Source organism: Mucilaginibacter limnophilus (assembly GCF_004005815.1).
GTDB classification, from domain to species: domain Bacteria; phylum Bacteroidota; class Bacteroidia; order Sphingobacteriales; family Sphingobacteriaceae; genus Mucilaginibacter; species Mucilaginibacter limnophilus.
Genome location: NZ_SACK01000004.1, coordinates 196,267 through 215,716, shown reverse-complemented (window position 1 = coordinate 215,716; position 19,450 = coordinate 196,267). Strand labels below are relative to the sequence as shown.

At 42.8% G+C, this 19,450-nt stretch carries 10 protein-coding genes; 9 read left to right on the top strand and 1 reads right to left on the bottom strand.

Annotation, left to right across the window (positions count from 1 at the left end; all coding sequences use genetic code 11):
- Positions 1-26: 26 nt before the first annotated feature.
- The 8 genes from EOD41_RS11885 (at position 27) to EOD41_RS11850 (ending at position 15,428) form a co-directional block, all read left to right on the top strand.
- Positions 27-1,496 (top strand): RagB/SusD family nutrient uptake outer membrane protein, encoded by a 1,470-nt coding sequence (locus EOD41_RS11885; RefSeq protein ID WP_164849926.1) that lies wholly within the window; start codon positions 27-29, stop codon positions 1,494-1,496.
- 11 nt (positions 1,497-1,507) lie between these two features.
- Positions 1,508-2,563 carry a LamG domain-containing protein gene (locus EOD41_RS11880; RefSeq protein ID WP_127705105.1) on the top strand — a complete coding sequence of 352 codons (1,056 nt, stop codon included), beginning with the start codon at positions 1,508-1,510 and terminating at the stop codon, positions 2,561-2,563.
- A 19-nt stretch (positions 2,564-2,582) separates the two neighbouring features.
- The gene (locus EOD41_RS11875; RefSeq protein WP_127705103.1) at positions 2,583-3,737 is read left to right on the top strand and encodes a glycoside hydrolase family 130 protein; all 1,155 of its coding nucleotides are present in this window, start codon (positions 2,583-2,585) and stop codon (positions 3,735-3,737) included.
- A 388-nt stretch (positions 3,738-4,125) separates the two neighbouring features.
- Positions 4,126-6,420 carry a DUF7133 domain-containing protein gene (locus EOD41_RS11870; protein ID WP_127705101.1) on the top strand — a complete coding sequence of 765 codons (2,295 nt, stop codon included), beginning with the start codon at positions 4,126-4,128 and terminating at the stop codon, positions 6,418-6,420.
- Positions 6,421-6,759: 339 nt separating this feature from the next.
- The gene (locus EOD41_RS11865; protein WP_240663366.1) at positions 6,760-8,718 is read left to right on the top strand and encodes an alpha-1,4-glucan--maltose-1-phosphate maltosyltransferase; all 1,959 of its coding nucleotides are present in this window, start codon (positions 6,760-6,762) and stop codon (positions 8,716-8,718) included.
- 2 nt (positions 8,719-8,720) lie between these two features.
- Positions 8,721-12,056, top strand: coding sequence for a maltose alpha-D-glucosyltransferase (gene treS / locus EOD41_RS11860; protein WP_127705099.1), 3,336 nt, complete (start codon positions 8,721-8,723; stop codon positions 12,054-12,056).
- A 7-nt stretch (positions 12,057-12,063) separates the two neighbouring features.
- The gene (gene glgB, locus EOD41_RS11855; protein ID WP_127705096.1) at positions 12,064-14,025 is read left to right on the top strand and encodes a 1,4-alpha-glucan branching protein GlgB; all 1,962 of its coding nucleotides are present in this window, start codon (positions 12,064-12,066) and stop codon (positions 14,023-14,025) included.
- A gap of 188 nt (positions 14,026-14,213) precedes the next feature.
- Positions 14,214-15,428 carry a GAF domain-containing sensor histidine kinase gene (locus tag EOD41_RS11850; RefSeq protein WP_127705094.1) on the top strand — a complete coding sequence of 405 codons (1,215 nt, stop codon included), beginning with the start codon at positions 14,214-14,216 and terminating at the stop codon, positions 15,426-15,428.
- Between the two features lie 33 nt (positions 15,429-15,461).
- Here EOD41_RS11850 and EOD41_RS11845 read toward each other — a convergent pair whose 3' ends face one another.
- Positions 15,462-16,064 (bottom strand): TetR family transcriptional regulator, encoded by a 603-nt coding sequence (locus tag EOD41_RS11845; protein WP_127705092.1) that lies wholly within the window; start codon positions 16,062-16,064, stop codon positions 15,462-15,464.
- 141 nt (positions 16,065-16,205) lie between these two features.
- Between EOD41_RS11845 and EOD41_RS11840 the strand changes: the two genes are divergently transcribed.
- Positions 16,206-19,442, top strand: coding sequence for a SusC/RagA family TonB-linked outer membrane protein (locus EOD41_RS11840; RefSeq protein WP_127705090.1), 3,237 nt, complete (start codon positions 16,206-16,208; stop codon positions 19,440-19,442).
- Positions 19,443-19,450: the final 8 nt, after the last annotated feature.

Below are 19,450 nucleotides of genomic sequence, written 5' to 3'. Positions count from 1 at the left end.
TGTTTAAGAAATATATATACATAATATTGGCAACATTATTATCTGTTGCGGGATGTAATAAAGTACTCGATCAACCTATTTTGGGAACTTATGAGGCGAGTAAGTATTTTAATTCACTTGCGAATGCCAAAGCCGCTGTTAACGCGGCGTATGTGCCTTTAAACTTTGGGGACGCTTTTGCTAACCAATTATGGGTTTTAACAGACGTGGCATCAGACGATGCCGTAAAAGGCGGCTTACCCGGCGACCAAGCGCATATCGACGATATCAATAATTTTAATATCCTGACCAGTAATGCTGCCGTTGAAGGGGTATGGGGCCGTTACTACGATGGCATATCAAAAGCGAACTTTGTGATACAAGGGCTTACTGCCGATAATCAAGTGGTACCTGATGCTGACAAGGCAACCATTGTAGGGCAGGCCAAATTTTTGAGGGCTTACTATTACTTTATATTAACCAATTGTTACGGCGATATTCCGTTACGGCTGGAAGTTGCTACGGCAGATAATTTAGGGTCGCCGGCCGTTGCACAAACGCAGATATATGCTCAGATTGAAAAGGATTGCAATGAAGCCGCAGATGCCTTGCCAGCGAACTGGACAGGAGCCGACCAGGGCCGGGCTACCAAAGGCGCGGCGCTTGCCTTGCTTGCCAAAACTTATCTATTTGAGAAAAAATATGATGAGGCAGCCATAACTGCCGAACAGGTTGAAGCGCTGGGCTATCAGCTAACACAACTGTATACCGATAATTTTAACGCTAAAACCGAGAATAATACAGAAGTTATTTTTGCTGTACAGCATGTTGCAGGATTGAGCCCTAAACAGGGAAGCGGTTTAAACCAGGCTTTTGCACCCCGCGGAGCACTTAATGGTTATGGTTTTTTTCAGCCGACACAAAGCCTGGTTGATAATTTTGAACAGTCGCCTGATGGCGTTGCAGACCCCCGACTGGACTATACTGTTGCACGTGAAAGCCATCCTTATTTTGATTCGGCATTTGATCCAAGTTGGACAGCCACCGGGTATCTCACCAAAAAGCAGATACAGCCATTGTCAGAAATTCCGGTTTCTACCAAAGGTGATGCCGACCTGAATACTGAAGTGTTACGTTTTGCTGATGTATTGCTTATAAAGGCCGAAGCACTTAATGAAGCGGGTAAAAGCGCCCAGGCATTGGTTCCGCTGAATGAAGTGCGTAAGCGTGCACGGGAAAGTTACATATATGATACAAGCCTTGGTGATGGTACAATACCAGCCGGCTTGCTACCTGATATTACAACAACAGATCAGGCCGATCTCAGAGCGATTATCCGCAGGGAACGCCGTTCAGAACTGGCGCTGGAATTCGGGCGTTTTTTTGACATCATCAGATACGGAAGTGCATATGCGACTAACGCGCTGAGGGATATCCCAAATTTTAACTACGAACAGAACAAGTTTTTTCCGATACCTGAAAGTGAGCGGCAAACCAACAAATTGTTAGGAAGATAAATTGACAAACAATGAAAACGTTAAAAAACACTTTGAGTAAGACTGTTTATGTAATCGCCTTACTAACCATATTGTCGGCCTGTAAAAAGGAAGATAAAAAAGATAGTATACCAGGCAGTGTAACCGATATTACTGAAGCCATCGCATCAGCTAATGAACTTTACACTGAAGCAGTAGAAGGAAAAATGGCAGGTAATTACGCGGTTGGGTCAAAAGCCGAATTTAAAAAAGCTATTGATTTGGCAACATTAGTAAAAGATAACGGTACCTATAACCAGCGCGAAGTAAATAATGCCACAGCTAATCTTAACCGTGCTATAACAGCATTTCAATCACGCATCATTCAGGATGTTTCGGCAGATAATCTTATTGCACAGTGGCGGTTTACAGGCAATGCGGATGATGTTTCGGGCAATGGGCATAATGGTACTTTCATGACGGGGATTATCGGTCCCGGCACAGCGCCTGTAGATGGTAAAACCTTGCCAAAGCTTATAGCCGACCGTTTCAACGAACAAAACAGCGCGCTGGAATTTGATAACGGCGCTTATGTTGAAGTACCTTTTACGGCTGATCTGAATCCAAAGGCATTTACCATAAGCCTATGGATTCGCAGAAGGGTGACCTTTGCCGACAACTATATGTTGTCACTCAATACTTATAACGGATTTAAATTTCAGTTACAGGGCAATAACTTTTTATTTTTAACCATACATGCCGATAATGGCTACAAGGATGTTGATAGCAATCCGGGTGTAATACCTGAAAACGCATGGACATTTGCAACCGTTTCGTACACCAACGGCACCATGAAGTTTTACATAAATGATAAGCTGGTTAAAACCGTCCCGGTTACCGGTACTCCGGTAACGCTGAGTACGCCTGTCAACCTGGTTATCGGTCAAAGCCTGCCCAAAAGCATACTGAACTTTACTGATCAAACCAGTCCGTTTTATTACTGGGGAGCGGCTTACTTTAAGGGTGATCTGGACGACATTCGTTTCTATAACAAAGCATTATCTGATGCTGAAGTTTTATCTATTTACACTATGGAAAAGCCTGATTAACCTTCTAATTTTCTTATAAATGAAAGAACAACTTATAAAATTTAAGCTCGCGTTTTTATTATTGCTGGCGGGCAGTCACGTTTTTGCCCAAACCGCAACGGGCCGTTTACCTGACTGGGCTTTGGGTGGCTTTGAACGGCCGGCCAATATCAACCCTATTATTTCGCCGGATACTACTACCCGGTTTTTTGATCCGGTTTTAAAGCAATATGTTGGATGGGAATCAAACGATACTTTTAATCCGGGAGCTGCTGTAAATAACGGAAAGATAGTTGTGTTGTACCGTTCTGAAGATAAATCAGGAGTAGGAATAGGCTACCGTACCTCACGCCTGGGATATGCCGCAAGTACCGACGGCTTGAATTTTACGCGCAGCAAGGTGCCGGTATTTTATCCGCGAAATGATAGTCAAAAGAAATATGAATGGCCCGGAGGCTGTGAAGACCCGCGTGTGGCTTTAACGGCAAATGGTACCTATGTTGTTTTTTATACTCAGTGGAACCGGCACACGCCAAGGCTTGGTGTAGCAACATCAAAAGATCTTAAGAACTGGGTTAAACACGGCCCCATTTTTGAAGACGCCTATAAAGGCAAGTTTGTTAACATCCCGCATAAATCGGCATCAATAATTACCAAGCTCGTTAACGGTAAACAGGTAGTAGCCAAAATAAATGGTAAATATTGGATGTATTGGGGAGAGCTAAGTGTTTATGCCGCCACCTCAACTAATTTGGTTGACTGGAAACCCGTAGTTAATAGCGATGGAAGCTTAAAAGCACTTTTTTCGCCGCGCAAAGGATACTTTGATAGTGAGCTTACCGAGTGTGGCCCGCCTGCGGTATTAACCGATAAGGGAATAGTCTTACTATATAACGGCAAAAATAAAAGCAATGGTGAAGGTGATTCACGCTTTACACTTAACAGCTATTGCGCCGGCCAGGCATTGTTTGATAAAAATAACCCCTTGAAATTTAAGGAAAGATTGGATGTGCCGTTTATGAGACCAATGGCCTCATTTGAAAAAAGTGGCCAGTATCCGGCTGGAACAGTATTTCTGGAAGGATTGGTTTACTTTAAAAAGAAATGGTATCTCTATTATGGGGCAGCCGATTCAAGGGTATGCGTAGCAGTTTATGACCCGGCCAAACCGTCATCGCCAGATCCGGTAGAATGATTGAATAATTGTATCGATATTATGAAAAAGATCCGCGTTGCTAAGGAGCATTAACTGTTTTTTTTGATTGCGGCCTGTTTGGTAATACCTGCGGTATTTGCACGTTATGTATTCAAGCTTGGAGCTCTAACTTATCTACATTGTTTCTGATCTTGTATCCAAACATTCAGTAAGCTCGGCTTTGGGTTTGGGCGGCATGGCGGTTCCATGGGTTCCGCTTTTCCGCTATGGTAGGTGAACTAATAGATTGATATAAAGCGCAGAGCCATTTGGTTACAGGTTATAATATATTATTTTTATTAAGCGGACTTATATATTTGCTACCTGGTTTATCATTCCTTTATTAAAAAAAACGTTTTGCTTTAGTTTAAAAGGCAGATTATTGTGTATGAGGAAAGTGTATTTTTTGGTGACAGTTATGGTTGTGTTTATTTTGCTGGAATGTACCGTTAATAAAAAAATACACACAATTGCTTTGCCGGTAGTCGATACAACTATTTCTCCGGTTGTACCGCCCGGAGAAACTATTGGCAAAATGAAGCTTGAAGACGGCTTCGAAATAAAATTAATTGCCGCCGAACCATTGGTAAGCGCTCCTGTGGCCATGAATTTTGACGAGAAAGGGCGGCTGTGGGTATTGCAAATGGACGGGTATATGCCTGATACGGCAGGTAATGGAGAAGAGCAGCCTGTTGGAAAAATAGTGTTGCTTGAAGATAAAAATAACGACGGTGTTATGGATGCCGGCAAACTGGTGATAGACTCGCTGGTTATGCCGCGCGCCTTGTGCCTTGTAGAAAATGGCATACTGGTAGCTGAACCGCCCAACCTTTGGTACTACAAACTCAAAATCGATAAATCTGTAAGTAAAACCAGGGTAGACAGTAAATACACTGATGGCGGTAATGCCGAACATTCAGCCAACGGATTATACCGCGCTTTGGATAATTGGATATATAACGCAAATTCTAACAAGCGCTACCGCAAAAGCGGCAATAAGTGGTTGATAGAAAAAACACATTGGCGCGGGCAGTGGGGCATATCTCAGGACAATCTTGGACGCTTATATTTCAATGATAATTCAACCAATTTGCTTGGTGATTTTTTCTCGCCCGGATTAGGCGCTACTAATAAAAATCAACGCGATGTGGCAGGTTATTCAGAAAGTGTGGTACCTGACAACCGTGTTTTCCCCTTAAGGCCAACTACAGGTGTAAACCGGGGATATATAGATGGCGTGCTTAACGACAGCCTGCGTTTGGTTAACTTTACCGCCGCCTGCGGGCCATTGGTGTACCGCGGTGGTTTATTCGGAGATGCGTATAATGATAATGCCTTTGTGGCCGAGCCGTCGGCCAACCTGATCAAGCGGAACCTTCTCACCTTACAAGGTAACATAACCCGTGGCAGAGAAGCGTACGAGGGAAGAGAGTTTTTGGCCAGTGTTGATGAAAGGTTCAGGCCGGTTAATTTATACGATGGGCCGGACGGTGCATTGTATATCGTTGATATGTACCGGGGCATTATTCAGCATAAAGTATATCTTACACCATATTTGAAACATGAAATAGGTAAACGCAAGCTGGATAAGCCGCTAAACTGCGGACGCATATACAAGGTTTATCCTGTTGGCAGCAAACTAAAAAACGTAAAATTTCCGGGTAATCCATTTAAGTTGGTGGCTTTATTGGGCAACTCCAATGGTTATGTGCGCGACAAAGCACAGCAGTTGCTTGTTGACGGCAAGGCAACACAGGTGATACCGGTTTTAAAAAGTACAATAAAAAGCAGCAAAAATACCTGGCAACTTATACACTCACTATGGACGCTGGAAGGCCTTGGTGCCGTTACTAGGGCCGACGTATTGCCATTGTTGCAGAACTCGCTATGGCCTGTACGTATGCAGGCTCTTGCGGTACTACCCACGGTTATTAATAATCAAAATTATAAAACCATAAGCGGCGCATTATCTAAAGTAATAGCTACTAATGATGAGCTTGCTGCGCCATACATTGCTTTCATAGCCACGCGAATAAAAGCGTTTGATACTCTGGCCGCGCTTAAGTTGCAAACAGCGCTGGCTAAAAAGTATCCGGGTAATGTTTTTGTGACCGATGCTGTAATTTCAGGGTTGACTGACAACGAATATTCCTTTAAAAAAGAAATATCTGCACTTGTACCCGATACAAACGCAGCGATACATAAACGTTTGAGCCGTATTATTACAGCTATTGAAGACGCTAAATATAGTAACGACCCTGTATTGCTTGCCAAAAAGTATCCTCGCGGCGCAATTATGTATCAAACGATATGTAAAACCTGCCATGGCGACGACGGAAATGGCATAGCCTCATTGGCACCGCCGCTTAACGGTTCGGAGATTGTAAACGGAAGCAAGGATGTGCTTATTTCAATCTTACTAAAAGGGCTTACCGGCCCGGTAAAAGTAAAAGGACATTTGTACCAGGCACCCGAAATTGCAGGTGAAATGCCGGGCTTTGCCGATAACAAAGAGTACACTGATGAAGACCTGGTACAGGTACTTAACTATGTGCGCCGCGCATGGACAAATAACGGCAATACCATCATAAATGATAACGTTAAATACTTGCGCGACAAATTACGCAGCCGTCAAAAATCATTCACTATGGATGAGCTGAACCAGCCTTCTTCTACAAACTGACATTCTATGAATAGCATGAACAAATACAAAATATTATTATGCCAATGTTATGGCAGCCACTGCTGTGTTTGCGCTAAAAGCGTTGATCCGGGCGCAGGGCGCGGTATTATATACTTTTAGTAACAGTTTTGCTCGACAGTACCGGCTACACTTGAAAATATAGTGTAGCGTCTATATCCTATACTATTGCTTAGGTATTCACTTTAAGTAAGCTTTAATTTAAAAATTACGCAAGTGATGTAAGTTTGTTACATAGACAATTAACATTTAATTCGCTATTTTTCTTTTAATTAAACAAATGTCAAGTAAAGTAAGTTGTTTGATTTGTATATTAAACAAATGCTTATGCTTTATACCGGCGGCAAAAAAAGAGTTATTATTACAAATGTTACTCCACGGGTAGAGGAGGGCAGGTTTCCAGCAAAGACAGTTATTAACGAAACCATCGCCATATCGGCAGATGTTTTTGGTGACGCGCACGATGAGATTGCGGCAAGCGCTTACATCAGGCATACAGCTGATAAGCTGTGGACCGAATTACCGATGCACTTTGTGATTAACGACTATTGGCAAACGTCATTCAAAGCCGACAGGCAAGGCTTTTACGAATTCAAAGTAACTGCCTGGATTGACCATTATACAACCTGGAAAAAGGGCCTGAAAAAAAAGTATGAAGCCGGGCAGGACATTAGCATAGAGCTACAGATTGGCGCAGAATTGTTAAAGGAGGCGGCAGCTAAAAATAAAAAAGATGCGTCATGGTTAAAAGCATGGGCCGACCAATTGGTGGAACTTAGCGATCCTGAGCAAAGCGTTTTCCTGGCATACAGCAACGAGATAGCCGCTATAATGTACAGGCATCGCCTGCCTGAATTTGTAACACAGTATCCTGTTACTTACCGTATTGAAGTGGAGCGGAAAAAAGCGGGCTTTAGCACCTGGTACGAATTGTTTCCCCGTTCGGCATCCTCACTACCTGAAACACATGGTACATTTAAAGATGTTGTGAAGCTATTACCCCGGGTATTTAAAATGGGTTTTGATGTGCTGTATCTGCCGCCTATACATCCAATTGGCGAAGTAAACCGCAAGGGCAAAAACAACTCGCTTACAGCAACTGCTGACGACCCGGGTTCGCCATGGGCAATTGGTAACAGGCTTGGCGGCCATAAAGCTATTCACCCGCAATTGGGTACGCTTGATGATTTTAAGGCACTTATAAAAGAAGCTGATCAATTCGGCATAGAGATAGCCATGGACATTGCTTACCAATGCGCGCCCGACCATCCGTATGTAAAAGAACATCCGCAATGGTTTAAGTGGCGTCCTGATGGTACGGTACAGTATGCCGAAAATCCACCTAAAAAATATGAGGATATTTTGCCATTTAACTTTGAGACCGACGATTGGGAAAATCTGTGGCAGGAGTTGAAAAGCGTTATTGATTATTGGATTGCGGCGGGTATCCGTGTTTTCAGGATTGATAATCCGCATACCAAGGCCTTTGCATTCTGGCAATGGATGATAGGTGAGGTAAGAAAGCAAAATCCGGATATCATCTTTTTAGCTGAAGCCTTTACCCGTCCGCGGGTAATGGAACGGTTGGCTAAGGCAGGCTTCAATCAATCGTACAGCTATTTTACCTGGCGTAATACCAAATATGAGATTGAGCAGTACATGACGGAGCTTACCAAAACCGAAATGCGCTATTATTTCAGGCCGAACTTTTGGCCGAACACACCGGACATATTGCCCCCCGCACTCACCAAAGGTGGTGATAACGCCCACATCACCCGTGTTATTCTGGCGGCCACTTTATCATCAAATTATGGCTTTTACGGACCGGTTTATGAGTTTGGCATCAATAAACCGCATGGCGTTAAAGAAGAATATGTTGATAACGAAAAGTATGAAATAAAACAGTGGGACTGGAACCAATACACGCGCATTGGTGATATTATAACACGCGTTAACCGAATAAGGAAAGAAAATCCGGCCTTGCAGTCAACCTGGAATATTGACTTCCTTGATACAAGTAACGAGCAGATAATTGCATACATAAAAACAGATGCTGACACCAGCAACAACTTGATAATTGTTGTAAATCTTGATGTATTTAACACACAAGGCGCTCATGTAAGGGTTCCTATAGAGAAATTAAATATAGACAGCAATGAGCCTTACCGGGTAACCGATTTGTTAGGCGGTGGCAAGTACCGCTGGCTTGGTGATTACAACTATGTTGAGTTAAATCCTTACCAAATGCCTGCACACATTTTTAAAATAGAAAAGCTATAACCATGACCGATATAAACCAAATTGACGATAAACTACATTGGTATAAAGACGCTATTATATACGAGCTTCACATTAAAGCCTTTCGCGATGGAAACTGCGATGGCATAGGCGATTTTCAGGGTTTGATGGAAAAGCTGGATTACCTGCAGGACCTTGGAATAACCGCTATCTGGCTGCTGCCGTTTTACCCGTCGCCTTTGCGTGATGACGGCTATGATATTGCCGATTACTATACGATAAACCCTTCATATGGTGACATTAAGCAGTTCAGGCAGTTTTTGAAAGAAGCGCATAAGCGCGGCCTTAAAGTAATTACCGAGTTGGTTATCAACCACACTTCCGATCAGCATCCATGGTTTCAGCGCGCACGTAAGGCGCCTAAGGGATCTGATAAACGAAACTATTATGTGTGGACTGACGACCCGAAACAGTTTAAAGATGCGCGAATTATATTCCAGGATTTTGAAGCCTCAAACTGGACATGGGATCCGGTAGCGCAGCAATACTACTGGCACCGCTTTTTTCATCATCAGCCTGATTTGAACTATGATAGTCCGCTGGTACAACAGGAAGTATTTAAGATACTGGATTACTGGTGTAAAATGGGGGTAGACGGTTTTAGGCTCGACGCTGTTCCGTACCTTTTTGAACGCGACGGCACCAACTGCGAAAATCTACCTGAAACGCATGATTTTCTTAAAAAACTTAGAAAATATATAGATGAGCGTTATCCTGGAACCTTACTGCTTGCCGAAGCCAACATGTGGCCTGAAGATTCGGCCGCGTACTTTGGTAACGGCGACGAGTGCCAGATGAACTATCACTTTCCGGTAATGCCGCGTATGTTTATGGCATTGCAAATGGAAGACAAATACCCTATCACAGACATCTTCGACCAAACGCCTGACATACCGAATACCTGCCAATGGGCTATCTTCCTGCGTAACCATGATGAATTAACACTTGAAATGGTGACCGACGAAGAACGCGATTACATGTACAAAGTATATGTAAAAGATCCTAAGGCACGCATTAATCTCGGCATCAGGCACAGGTTGGCGCCGTTGTTGGAGAACAATCGCAAAAAGATAGAACTACTTAATACGCTGCTGTTCTCATTGCCCGGTACACCTGTAATTTATTATGGTGACGAGATCGGTATGGGCGATAACTTTTACCTGGGCGACCGCGATGGTGTACGCACCCCTATGCAGTGGGGACCCGACAGGAATGCAGGTTTCTCTAACGCTAACCCACAGCGCTTGTATCTGCCATTGATATTGGACCCGCAGTTTCATTATGAGTCGGTAAATGTTGAGTTGCAATCGCGCAATACATCATCATTATTATGGTGGATGAAAAGGGCTATCAGCACCCGCAAGAAATACAAAGCGTTTAGCCGCGGCGACATGAAGTTTGTACAAAGCGAGAACTCAAAAGTGTTGGCTTTTACGCGTACTTACGAAGACCAGATTATGCTGGTGATAAATAACTTGTCACGCTTTTCGCAGGCAGTGGAATTAGAGTTAGGCGACTATAAAGGTTATGTACCTGTAGAAATATTAAGCCGTAACCGCTTCCCGGCAATTAAAGAAGATGCACCTTACTTTATAACCTTAGGAGCCTATGGTAGCCAGGCCTTTGTGTTGGAAAAAGTTCACCCTGAAATGGAGAACGACCAGCGCCTGCAGGTTATAAATGTAGAGCGTTGGAAAGACCTGCTTAACCGAGAGGTGCTGGAAGTGCTTGAGAATGAAGTATTGCCAAATTACATGATGCGTCTGCGCTGGTTTGGTGGTAAAGGCCGCGGTATGGAAACTGTACGCATTGTGGATAGTGCCAATATCCCTTTTAGTGAAAACAGTGCTTACATCTTGCTAATGGAAGTAACTTACCGCGATGGTTTACCTGATCTGTACCAATTGACTGTAGCCTTTGCTAAGGGTCAGTTTGCGTATAAACTTGGCGACAATTGCCCGCAATCAGTGATATGCAATTTAGCTATCAACGGGGAAGAAGGCATTTTGTATGATGCCATTTATGGTATTGATCTTCAGCGGGCTATTCTGAATAACATGGGTAATCGCCACAGCATCCCGCAGGTAAATGGTGAGCTTGAATTTTCGGGCAGCAGGGAACTGAAAGCGCACGTACGTGAAAATGCCGATACCAAGCCACGTGTTCTATCTGCAGAACAAAGCAACACTTCAATTACCTACGATGGTAAGTATTATTTGAAAATATACCGTAAGGTTGACCGTGCTATCAATCCAGATATGGAGCTTACCAGATATTTAAGTCAGGAAGCCGGTTTCAAAAATATTCCCGGATTTGTTGGCGCCATCGAATGGAAGTTTGACAAAGGAACCATGGTGCTGGGTATGATGCAGGAAATGGTAAAAAGCAACAGCGATGGCTGGGAATATATGCTCGACAGGTTGAATGATTATAACGAAAACCTGTTGTCGTCGCCTGATACTGTTGAGCCTTCGGGCCAACTGGTTGGCAATCTTACCGAGCCTGCAGCTTACGAGGAACTACCGGAAGCTTTGAAAGAAAAGTTTGAGGCTACGGTTGCCGAATTGGTAAGGTTACTGGGCGAGCGTACAGGCGAAATGCACCTCGCACTGGCGTCAGAGCAGGATGATCCGGCGTTTAAACCCGAGGATTATTCTTTGCACTATCAGCGTTCGCTGTTCTCATCATTGCAGTCTCTGGTGCGTGTTGCATTCCAAAGCCTAAACAGGAATCTTAAAAAGCTGCCTGATAACGTTAGGCATGAAGCTGAAGAGGTGTTGAGTATGAAAGACGAGATACTCAGCATGATGAAACAGATATACGATCATAAAATCGACGTAACCAAAATACGTGTGCATGGCGATTATCATTTAGGGCAAACATTATACACCGGTAAAGATTTCCTTATCCTTGATTTTGAGGGCGAACCGGCCCGGAGCTATAGCGAAAGGCGACTGAAATATTCACCTTTACGCGATGTCGCAGGTATGATACGCTCGTTCCATTACGCTGCTTATGGTAGCTTACTGCTTGATAACCAGATAAGGGAAGAAGATGTTAATAAACTGATACCGCATATCGAGCAATGGTATCATTACATGGCAGGCTTCTTTATGCGTTCTTATTTGGAAACTGTGAACGGTTCTTCCTTCGTTCCAAAACAAAAAGAAGACCTTGAGATATTGCTGCAAACATTCTTATTACAAAAAGCAGTATATGAGCTAAACTACGAGTTGAATAACCGTCCGGGCTGGGTGATGGTACCCTTAAGAGGCATTAAATCAATTGTAATGAAAAACAGACTTGAAAAAGTTGAATAACACACACATGGAAGCAAATACAATTGAAAATACTGCACAGATACAGGAAGTACAACCCTGGTTTTCATTGTTTACCGATTTTGACATCGACCTGTTCAAGGCCGGTAAACACTACCAATTATATAATAAGTTAGGCGCTCATCAGGCTGAACATCTTGGCAAAACAGGCACCTACTTTTCTGTTTGGGCGCCTAACGCAAAATACGTGTCGGTAATTGGCAACTTCAACGGCTGGGACAGATACAGCAATGCCATGCATGTACGTTGGGATGGTTCAGGCATTTGGGAAGTTTTCTTACCGGATGTCGTGGCGGGTGAGTGCTATAAATACTTTATTGAATCGAATAACGGTTATCAGGTTGAAAAGGGTGACCCCTACGGTTTCCGCTGGGAAACGCCACCGCTAACAGGCAGTATAACTACTAATATCAATTATACATGGAATGATAACGCATGGATAGACGCTCGACGGTCGTCAAACCCTATGCAAAAGCCGTTATCGATCTATGAAGTGCATTTAGGCTCCTGGAAACGGGTTGTTGAGGATGAACCAAGATTTATGACCTACCGGGAAATGGCCGTTGAACTAACTGCCTATTGCAGTGAAATGAATTTTACCCATGTCGAATTTATGCCGGTGATGGAGCATCCGTTCTATGGCTCGTGGGGTTACCAGATCACCGGGTACTTTGCACCGTCAAGCCGTTACGGTACGGCAGAGGATTTTATGTACCTGATAGATCAGCTGCATCAGGCCGGAATAGGTGTAATACTGGATTGGGTTCCATCTCATTTTCCTACAGATGAACACGGGTTAGGTTATTTTGACGGAACGCATTTGTATGAATATCCCGATCCGAGAAAAGGTTTCCATCCCGACTGGAAGAGCCTGATATTTAATTTTTGTAGAAATGAAGTACGTGCTTTCCTGATATCAAATGCTTTATATTGGTTGGATAAATATCATATAGACGGGCTGCGTGTTGATGCGGTAGCCTCAATGCTGTACCTTGACTATTCGCGCAAAGAGGGTGGGTGGATTCCAAATGAGTACGGTGGACGTGAAAACCTGGAAGTGATCAGCTTTTTAAAAGAGTTTAACGATGCGGTACATCATCACTATCCGGATGTGCTTACCATTGCCGAGGAGTCAACCGCATGGCCGGGCGTTACACAGCCAACCAGTTCAGGCGGCTTAGGTTTTGATATGAAATGGATGATGGGTTGGATGCATGATACGCTCGATTATTTTAAAAAAGAGCCGCTTTATCGCAGTTATCATCAAAACCAGTTAACATTCAGCCTGGTATATGCATTTGCCGAGAAGTTTGTGCTGCCACTTTCGCATGATGAAGTGGTTTACGGCAAGCATTCACTGATCAATAAAATGCCCGGCGACAGCTGGCAGCAGTCTGCCAACCTGCGTTTGCTTTACGGCTACATGTATGGTCATCCCGGTGCAAAGCTGATATTTATGGGTGGCGAATTTGCACAAAGGCACGAGTGGCAGCATGATTATAGTTTAGACTGGCACGAAAGAGAAAATTATGAGCATAAAGGCATCCAAACATGGGTACAGGAATTAAATAGATTGTATAAAGAACAGCATGCGCTTTATCAAAATAATTACTCGTCCGAAGGATTTGAATGGATAGATGTGAGCGATAATATAAACAGCGTAATATCATGGATACGTAAAGGAAACAACGAGCAGGACAACCTGATCTTTGTTGCTAATTTTACGCCAGTAGTAAGAGAAAACTATCGTGTGGGCATTTCTTTAATGGGTAGTTATGCAGAAATACTTAATTCAGATAACTTGAAATATGGAGGAAGCGATGTTTTAAACAGTGGTAATTTGGAAACATACCCCATACCTATTCACGGTAAGAATCATTCGCTTGTTTTAACTTTGCCGCCGCTTGCGGTGATTGTATTGAAGTATAAAGGAGCGTTTGATTGGCTCTAATTTGCAATGATTTCTGTTTATAGAAAGCCTTTATTAGATAAAAATTTTTAATAAATTATCCTATTTAATTACACTTTTAATTTCTTATCAATTTCCCTTTGGCTGCCTTAACGCAACCAAAGGGAAAGGCAAATCAAACCATTTTGGTGAGGTAGGTGTAATATAATTATATATACATCTGATATTATATGACACAACAACCTATTGCTCGCAATGAAATGCAGCGGATTATTGAACTGTCGGAATTTGACCTTGATTATAGTTCACTTCAAGATCAATTTAAAGATCTTACTGCCCTTGCTGCAAAAGTAGCCGGCACACATATTTCACTTGTAAATTTAATAGACAGCTTTACTTCATGGACGATATCAAACCACGGATTGCCTGTTGAACAATTACCTCGTGAAGAAGCAGTTTGCCAGTACACAATTACCGAGGATGAAAAGTTTGAAGTGACAGACCTGTCAGCCGATGAAAGATTCAAAGACAAATCATATGTAGCAGGCGACCCCCGATTACGCTATTATTTCGGTGTGCCACTAAAAACGCCTTCGGGTAATGCTATAGGTACACTTTGCGTTTTTGATACGCAAAGCAAGCCGCTTACTCCTGAAAAAATTGAGATGCTGAAAATTATTGCAGGTGAAATAGTAAACCGGCTGCAGGCTTATAAGATAATACAGCAACTTAAACAAAATGCAACTGAGGCTATTGAAAGTAAAAAAAGGGTAGCACATGATATTCGCGGTCCTATTGGCGGCATCATTGGTTTGGCAAGGGTGATCAGCGAGCAGGGCGATGAAAACAATATGGAAGAAGTGCTGGAGTTTATCAACCTTATTTATAAAAGCGGAAATTCAATTTTAGAACTGGCTGATGAAATACTTAGCGCTGATATGAAAAGTGCCGTGTCGGTTAAACCTGGTTTAAACGAACTTAACCAATTAGTGCTTAAAGACAGGTTAGAAAAACTATATCTGCCACAAGCACTTAATAAAAATATTGATTTTAAGGTTACTACAAACAGTGAAACCGAAGTTATACCATTTTCTAAAAACAAGCTTTTGCAAATTATAGGTAATCTGATCTCAAACTCAATGAAATTTACGCCCCCCAACGGTAAAGTAACTGTAGATATTAGTTTACATATAGGAGGGATTATCAATGAACTCAATTTTACCGTTAGCGATACAGGCATAGGCATGACAGATGACAGGGTAACCAGTATACTTAACGGACAGGGAACCTCAACCAATGGTACAAGCGGCGAGCAAGGCTACGGTTTCGGATTATCGTTAGTAAAGCATCTGGTTGATAGCTTAAAGGGAGAAATGCACATCAGTTCTGAACCGGGAAAAGGAACCATCTTCAGGATAGCTATACCGCAAAATAAAATAATTTAACAATGCGGCCTTAATTTAGCATGTATTTTATAATTATAAAAACCGTTCAAGTCTTAAAAGCTTAAATGCTTCCTGCTTATAACGAGCCATATGCAAATCATATTTTCCCGGATCATCTATCATACTCATAAAATAATATGCTCCGTCAGAAATCACAAAGATTAAATCGGCCGCCATTGCCGGATCGGGATGATCAAGCAAACCACGGTCCACACAGGATTGAATAAGGTTTTCAAGCCATTTACGCAAGAGCACATGCAACTCCCGGAACTGCTGTTTTATGGCCTGGTTTCGAAATATCAGCGCAAAGCAATTGTAAAATATGCTGTCATCTATATAGTTGTTCCACTTGCGTGAAAATATATTGTGCATTACATCAACAAGCGTATCCAGCGGGTCTGAGTGGCCTTCTTCTGCCTGATATATGTTTTGATAGCTTACAATGATATGGTCAATTAAACCCAACAGCATCTCTTCTTTGGTTGCAAAGTAATGTACCACAAGGCTGGGATGCATATCAAGTTCTTTTGCAACCTTGCCGAAGGAAGTGTTTTCAATGCCCTCGCGCTTGGCTACTTCGTAAAAAGCCTCAATTATCTTTTTTTGCTGATCTTCTTTTAAACTTTTTCTTCCCATAATAAGGTTTGGCTAAAAGTATAAATATTGAACAAAAATAGTATGTAAAAATAAATTTACTGAATGTTCAGTTTATTTAATGAAGATTTCATGTAGCGTTAATATGCCCTGGGTTCTTTTGCACTAAACAAAAGAACATACATGAAAACATTTTACGTATCCCTATTATCATGTCTGTTACTGTATTCAACGAGTCTTTTCGCACAAACCCAAAAGATTACCGGTACAGTTAAAGACGACCTGGGCGAGACACTGATAGGTGTAAGCGTACAGGAGCAAGGAAAAACCAACGGAACGCAAACTGACGTTGACGGCCACTATAGTTTAACTGTTTCAGGGCCTGGCGCAGTGCTGGTTTTTACTTACGTTGGTTATATAAAACAGGAGGTTACAGCAGGCAACCGTCAGGCTGTGGATGTTATCCTGAAAAGCGATGCCGCACAACTGAACGAGGTAGTGGTAGTGGGTTACGGTACGCAAAAGAAGGTTAACCTTTCGGGCGCGGTTGACCAGGTAAACGCGAAAACCCTTGCAAGCAGGCCAATATCAAACGTGGCACAAGGTTTACAAGGCCTTATTCCCAACCTGAATATTGATTTTGGTTCGGGTGCGCCCGGTGCCGCGGCAAGTGTAAACATCAGGGGTATTACATCAATAAATGGCGGCGACCCGCTTATCCTTATTGACGCTGTACCATCGGACATGGTTGAGCTTAACCGTTTGGCTCCACAGGATATTGAAACTATTTCGGTAATTAAAGATGCTTCGGCAGCGGCTATTTATGGTGCGCGTGCCGCATTCGGTGTTATACTTATTAAAACTAAAACCGGTAGTAAAGAAGGTGTAAGCGTAAATTATACATACAATGCCTCGTTAAACAAGCCAACCGTGTTGCCTGATAAAATAACCGACCCATACATTTATTCGCGGTTACTTGAACTATCAACTGATAACACCCCATGGGATAACGTAAACTACAGCGATCAGTATTATCAGTATGCTAAAGAACGTTCTGACAACCCTTCAATACCCGGTGTTAGGGTAAACCCTACTGACAACAAGCTTTGGGAGTATATGGGTAACCAGGACTGGACACGTTATTTTCTGAGCGATCAAACATATTCTCAGGATCACGCGCTTTCAGTGAGCGGTAATTCAGGCAAAACGCAATATTACCTTTCCGGAAATTATAACCGTCAGAACGGTATATTAAAAATTGCCGACGATTATTTTGACCGTTACAGCTTTCGCAGCAAGGTAAATTATCAAATAGCGCCATGGTTATCGTTAGGTAACAACACTTACCTTACACAAACCAAGCGCGAAAATCCTTCACAATATTCAATTGCGGGTATATACAACCTGTTCCCTACAGACTTTGACAAAAATCCCGACGGTACCTGGGCGAACACTGAAGTAGGGCGTACCGGCGCGCGTTTGACAACAGGGGGAGATGCATCTGATAAATATTTCAGCCTGCAAACCCAATTCAACGCTGAAGCATCATTAATAAAAAATGTGTTGCGTGTAAATGCCGATTTCACGTACCGAAAAGGTGCTGAAAACTATGATGAATACGGGCTGCCAATAAAAATAGGTTTTGGTCCTAACGATGTACGTACCGAAGGCAGCAGCTACGTACGTAAATACACCGGTTTTACTGATTATACCGTATTAAATCTTTATGCTACTTATAACCAAAAATGGGGTAAACATGATTTTACAGCTATAGGCGGTTTTAATCAGGAGTATTCAAAAACAGAGATAAATGACCTTGTTGTAAATGACCTCATATCAGCATCATACCCTACGCCTGAACTGGCAACCGGTTTGGCAACGCCTCATCAATCAATAAGCGACTGGGCATTGCAAGGCTTATTTTACAGGTTAAATTATATTTATGACGATAGATACATATTAGAGCTTGATGGCAGGTACGATGGTACCTCACGTTTCCCTAAAGAAAAACGTTTTGGTTTCTTCCCTTCAGCATCAGCGGCATGGCGTGTTGATCAGGAATCGTTTATGGAGAACCTGCGCTCAACCCTTAGTAACTTTAAATTGCGTGCTTCATATGGCGCTTTGGGCAATCAATTAGTTAGCGATTACGGATACATAGCTTCGCTGCCAAGGGGGAACTCTCAATATTTAATTGGGGGCCAGTTGCCTGTAGTAATCTCCCCACCATCACTGGTTAGCCCGAACTATACCTGGGAAAAAGTTACTACTTTAAACTTTGGTACTGATATAGGCTTATTTAACAACAAGCTAAACTTTACTTTCGATGTTTATCAGCGTAATACAAAAGGCATGCTTGTTCCGGGTAAAGAAATGCCTGCCGTATTGGGTGCTGACGAGCCTGTAGAAAACGCGGCCGACTTGAGAACCCGCGGTTGGGAACTATCAGCAGCCTACCAAACAAGCTTCAGAACCAATACAGACCCTATCTCTTTTAGTGCAAGGTTTGTATTGTCAGATAGCCGCTCGTTTATTACACGTTTTGATAATCCAAGCGAAAGCCTTACTAATTATCGTAAAGACATGGAACTTGGCGAGATATGGGGCTTACAAAGTAACGGGCTGTTCCAGTCACAGGCTGAAATTGACGCTCTGGACGAAAGCTCTATCATACCATGGGACGCGCTTTCAATTGTTAACGGCTGGCCTAAATATGTCGATCTTGACGGTAATCATAAAATTGAAACGGGCCTTACTGCAAATGATCCGAAAGATTTATCTGTTATTGGCAACTCATCACCACGTTTCCGCTTTGGTCTTGATTTAAACGCCAGCTGGAAAGGTTTTGACGTACGTGCGTTCTTCCAGGGCGTAGCCAAACGTGATTATTATCCTATCGACTACTTGTACTGGGGTTTTTACCAGCAGCCTTATGCAGGTGGTTATGCCCATCTGCTCGACTTTTACAGGCCAAACAATGATAGCGACGTCGATATGGGCAAGCATTCCCAGGCGTATATCAATGCAGGTTTAGCTAACCAAAACCTTGATGCAAAATACCCAATTCTTCAAGCATGGCTTGCCGATAAAAACCTGGGTACTACAACAGGTAACGCCAAGGGTTTAGCCATTCCGCAAACCGGTTATATGCTTAATGCTGCGTACCTGAGGTTCAAAAACTTAACCATCGGCTATACGCTACCTGCCACGTTAACCAAAAAATGGCATATAGCAAGTGTTAGGGTGTACGCCAGCGGCGAGAACATCTACGAGTGGTCGGCACTTAAAAAGTACTACGATCCTGAATCGATAAATGTTAACACAGGTATTAATCCGGCGGCTGATACCAATACCAGCGGTAACGGTTATGCTTACCCATGGCAGCGCAGATACTCATTAGGCTTAAATGTAAACTTCTAATTAAGCAT

Coding starts and splice junctions, on each gene's coding strand:
- EOD41_RS11880 (WP_127705105.1), top strand. CDS start 1,508: ATGAAAACGTTAAAAAACACTTTGAGTAAGACTGTTTATGTAATCGCC.
- EOD41_RS11875 (WP_127705103.1), top strand. CDS start 2,583: ATGAAAGAACAACTTATAAAATTTAAGCTCGCGTTTTTATTATTGCTG.
- EOD41_RS11870 (WP_127705101.1), top strand. CDS start 4,126: ATGAGGAAAGTGTATTTTTTGGTGACAGTTATGGTTGTGTTTATTTTG.
- EOD41_RS11865 (WP_240663366.1), top strand. CDS start 6,760: ATGCTTATGCTTTATACCGGCGGCAAAAAAAGAGTTATTATTACAAAT.
- treS (WP_127705099.1), top strand. CDS start 8,721: ATGACCGATATAAACCAAATTGACGATAAACTACATTGGTATAAAGAC.
- glgB (WP_127705096.1), top strand. CDS start 12,064: ATGGAAGCAAATACAATTGAAAATACTGCACAGATACAGGAAGTACAA.
- EOD41_RS11850 (WP_127705094.1), top strand. CDS start 14,214: ATGACACAACAACCTATTGCTCGCAATGAAATGCAGCGGATTATTGAA.
- EOD41_RS11845 (WP_127705092.1), bottom strand. CDS start 16,064: ATGGGAAGAAAAAGTTTAAAAGAAGATCAGCAAAAAAAGATAATTGAG.
- EOD41_RS11840 (WP_127705090.1), top strand. CDS start 16,206: ATGAAAACATTTTACGTATCCCTATTATCATGTCTGTTACTGTATTCA.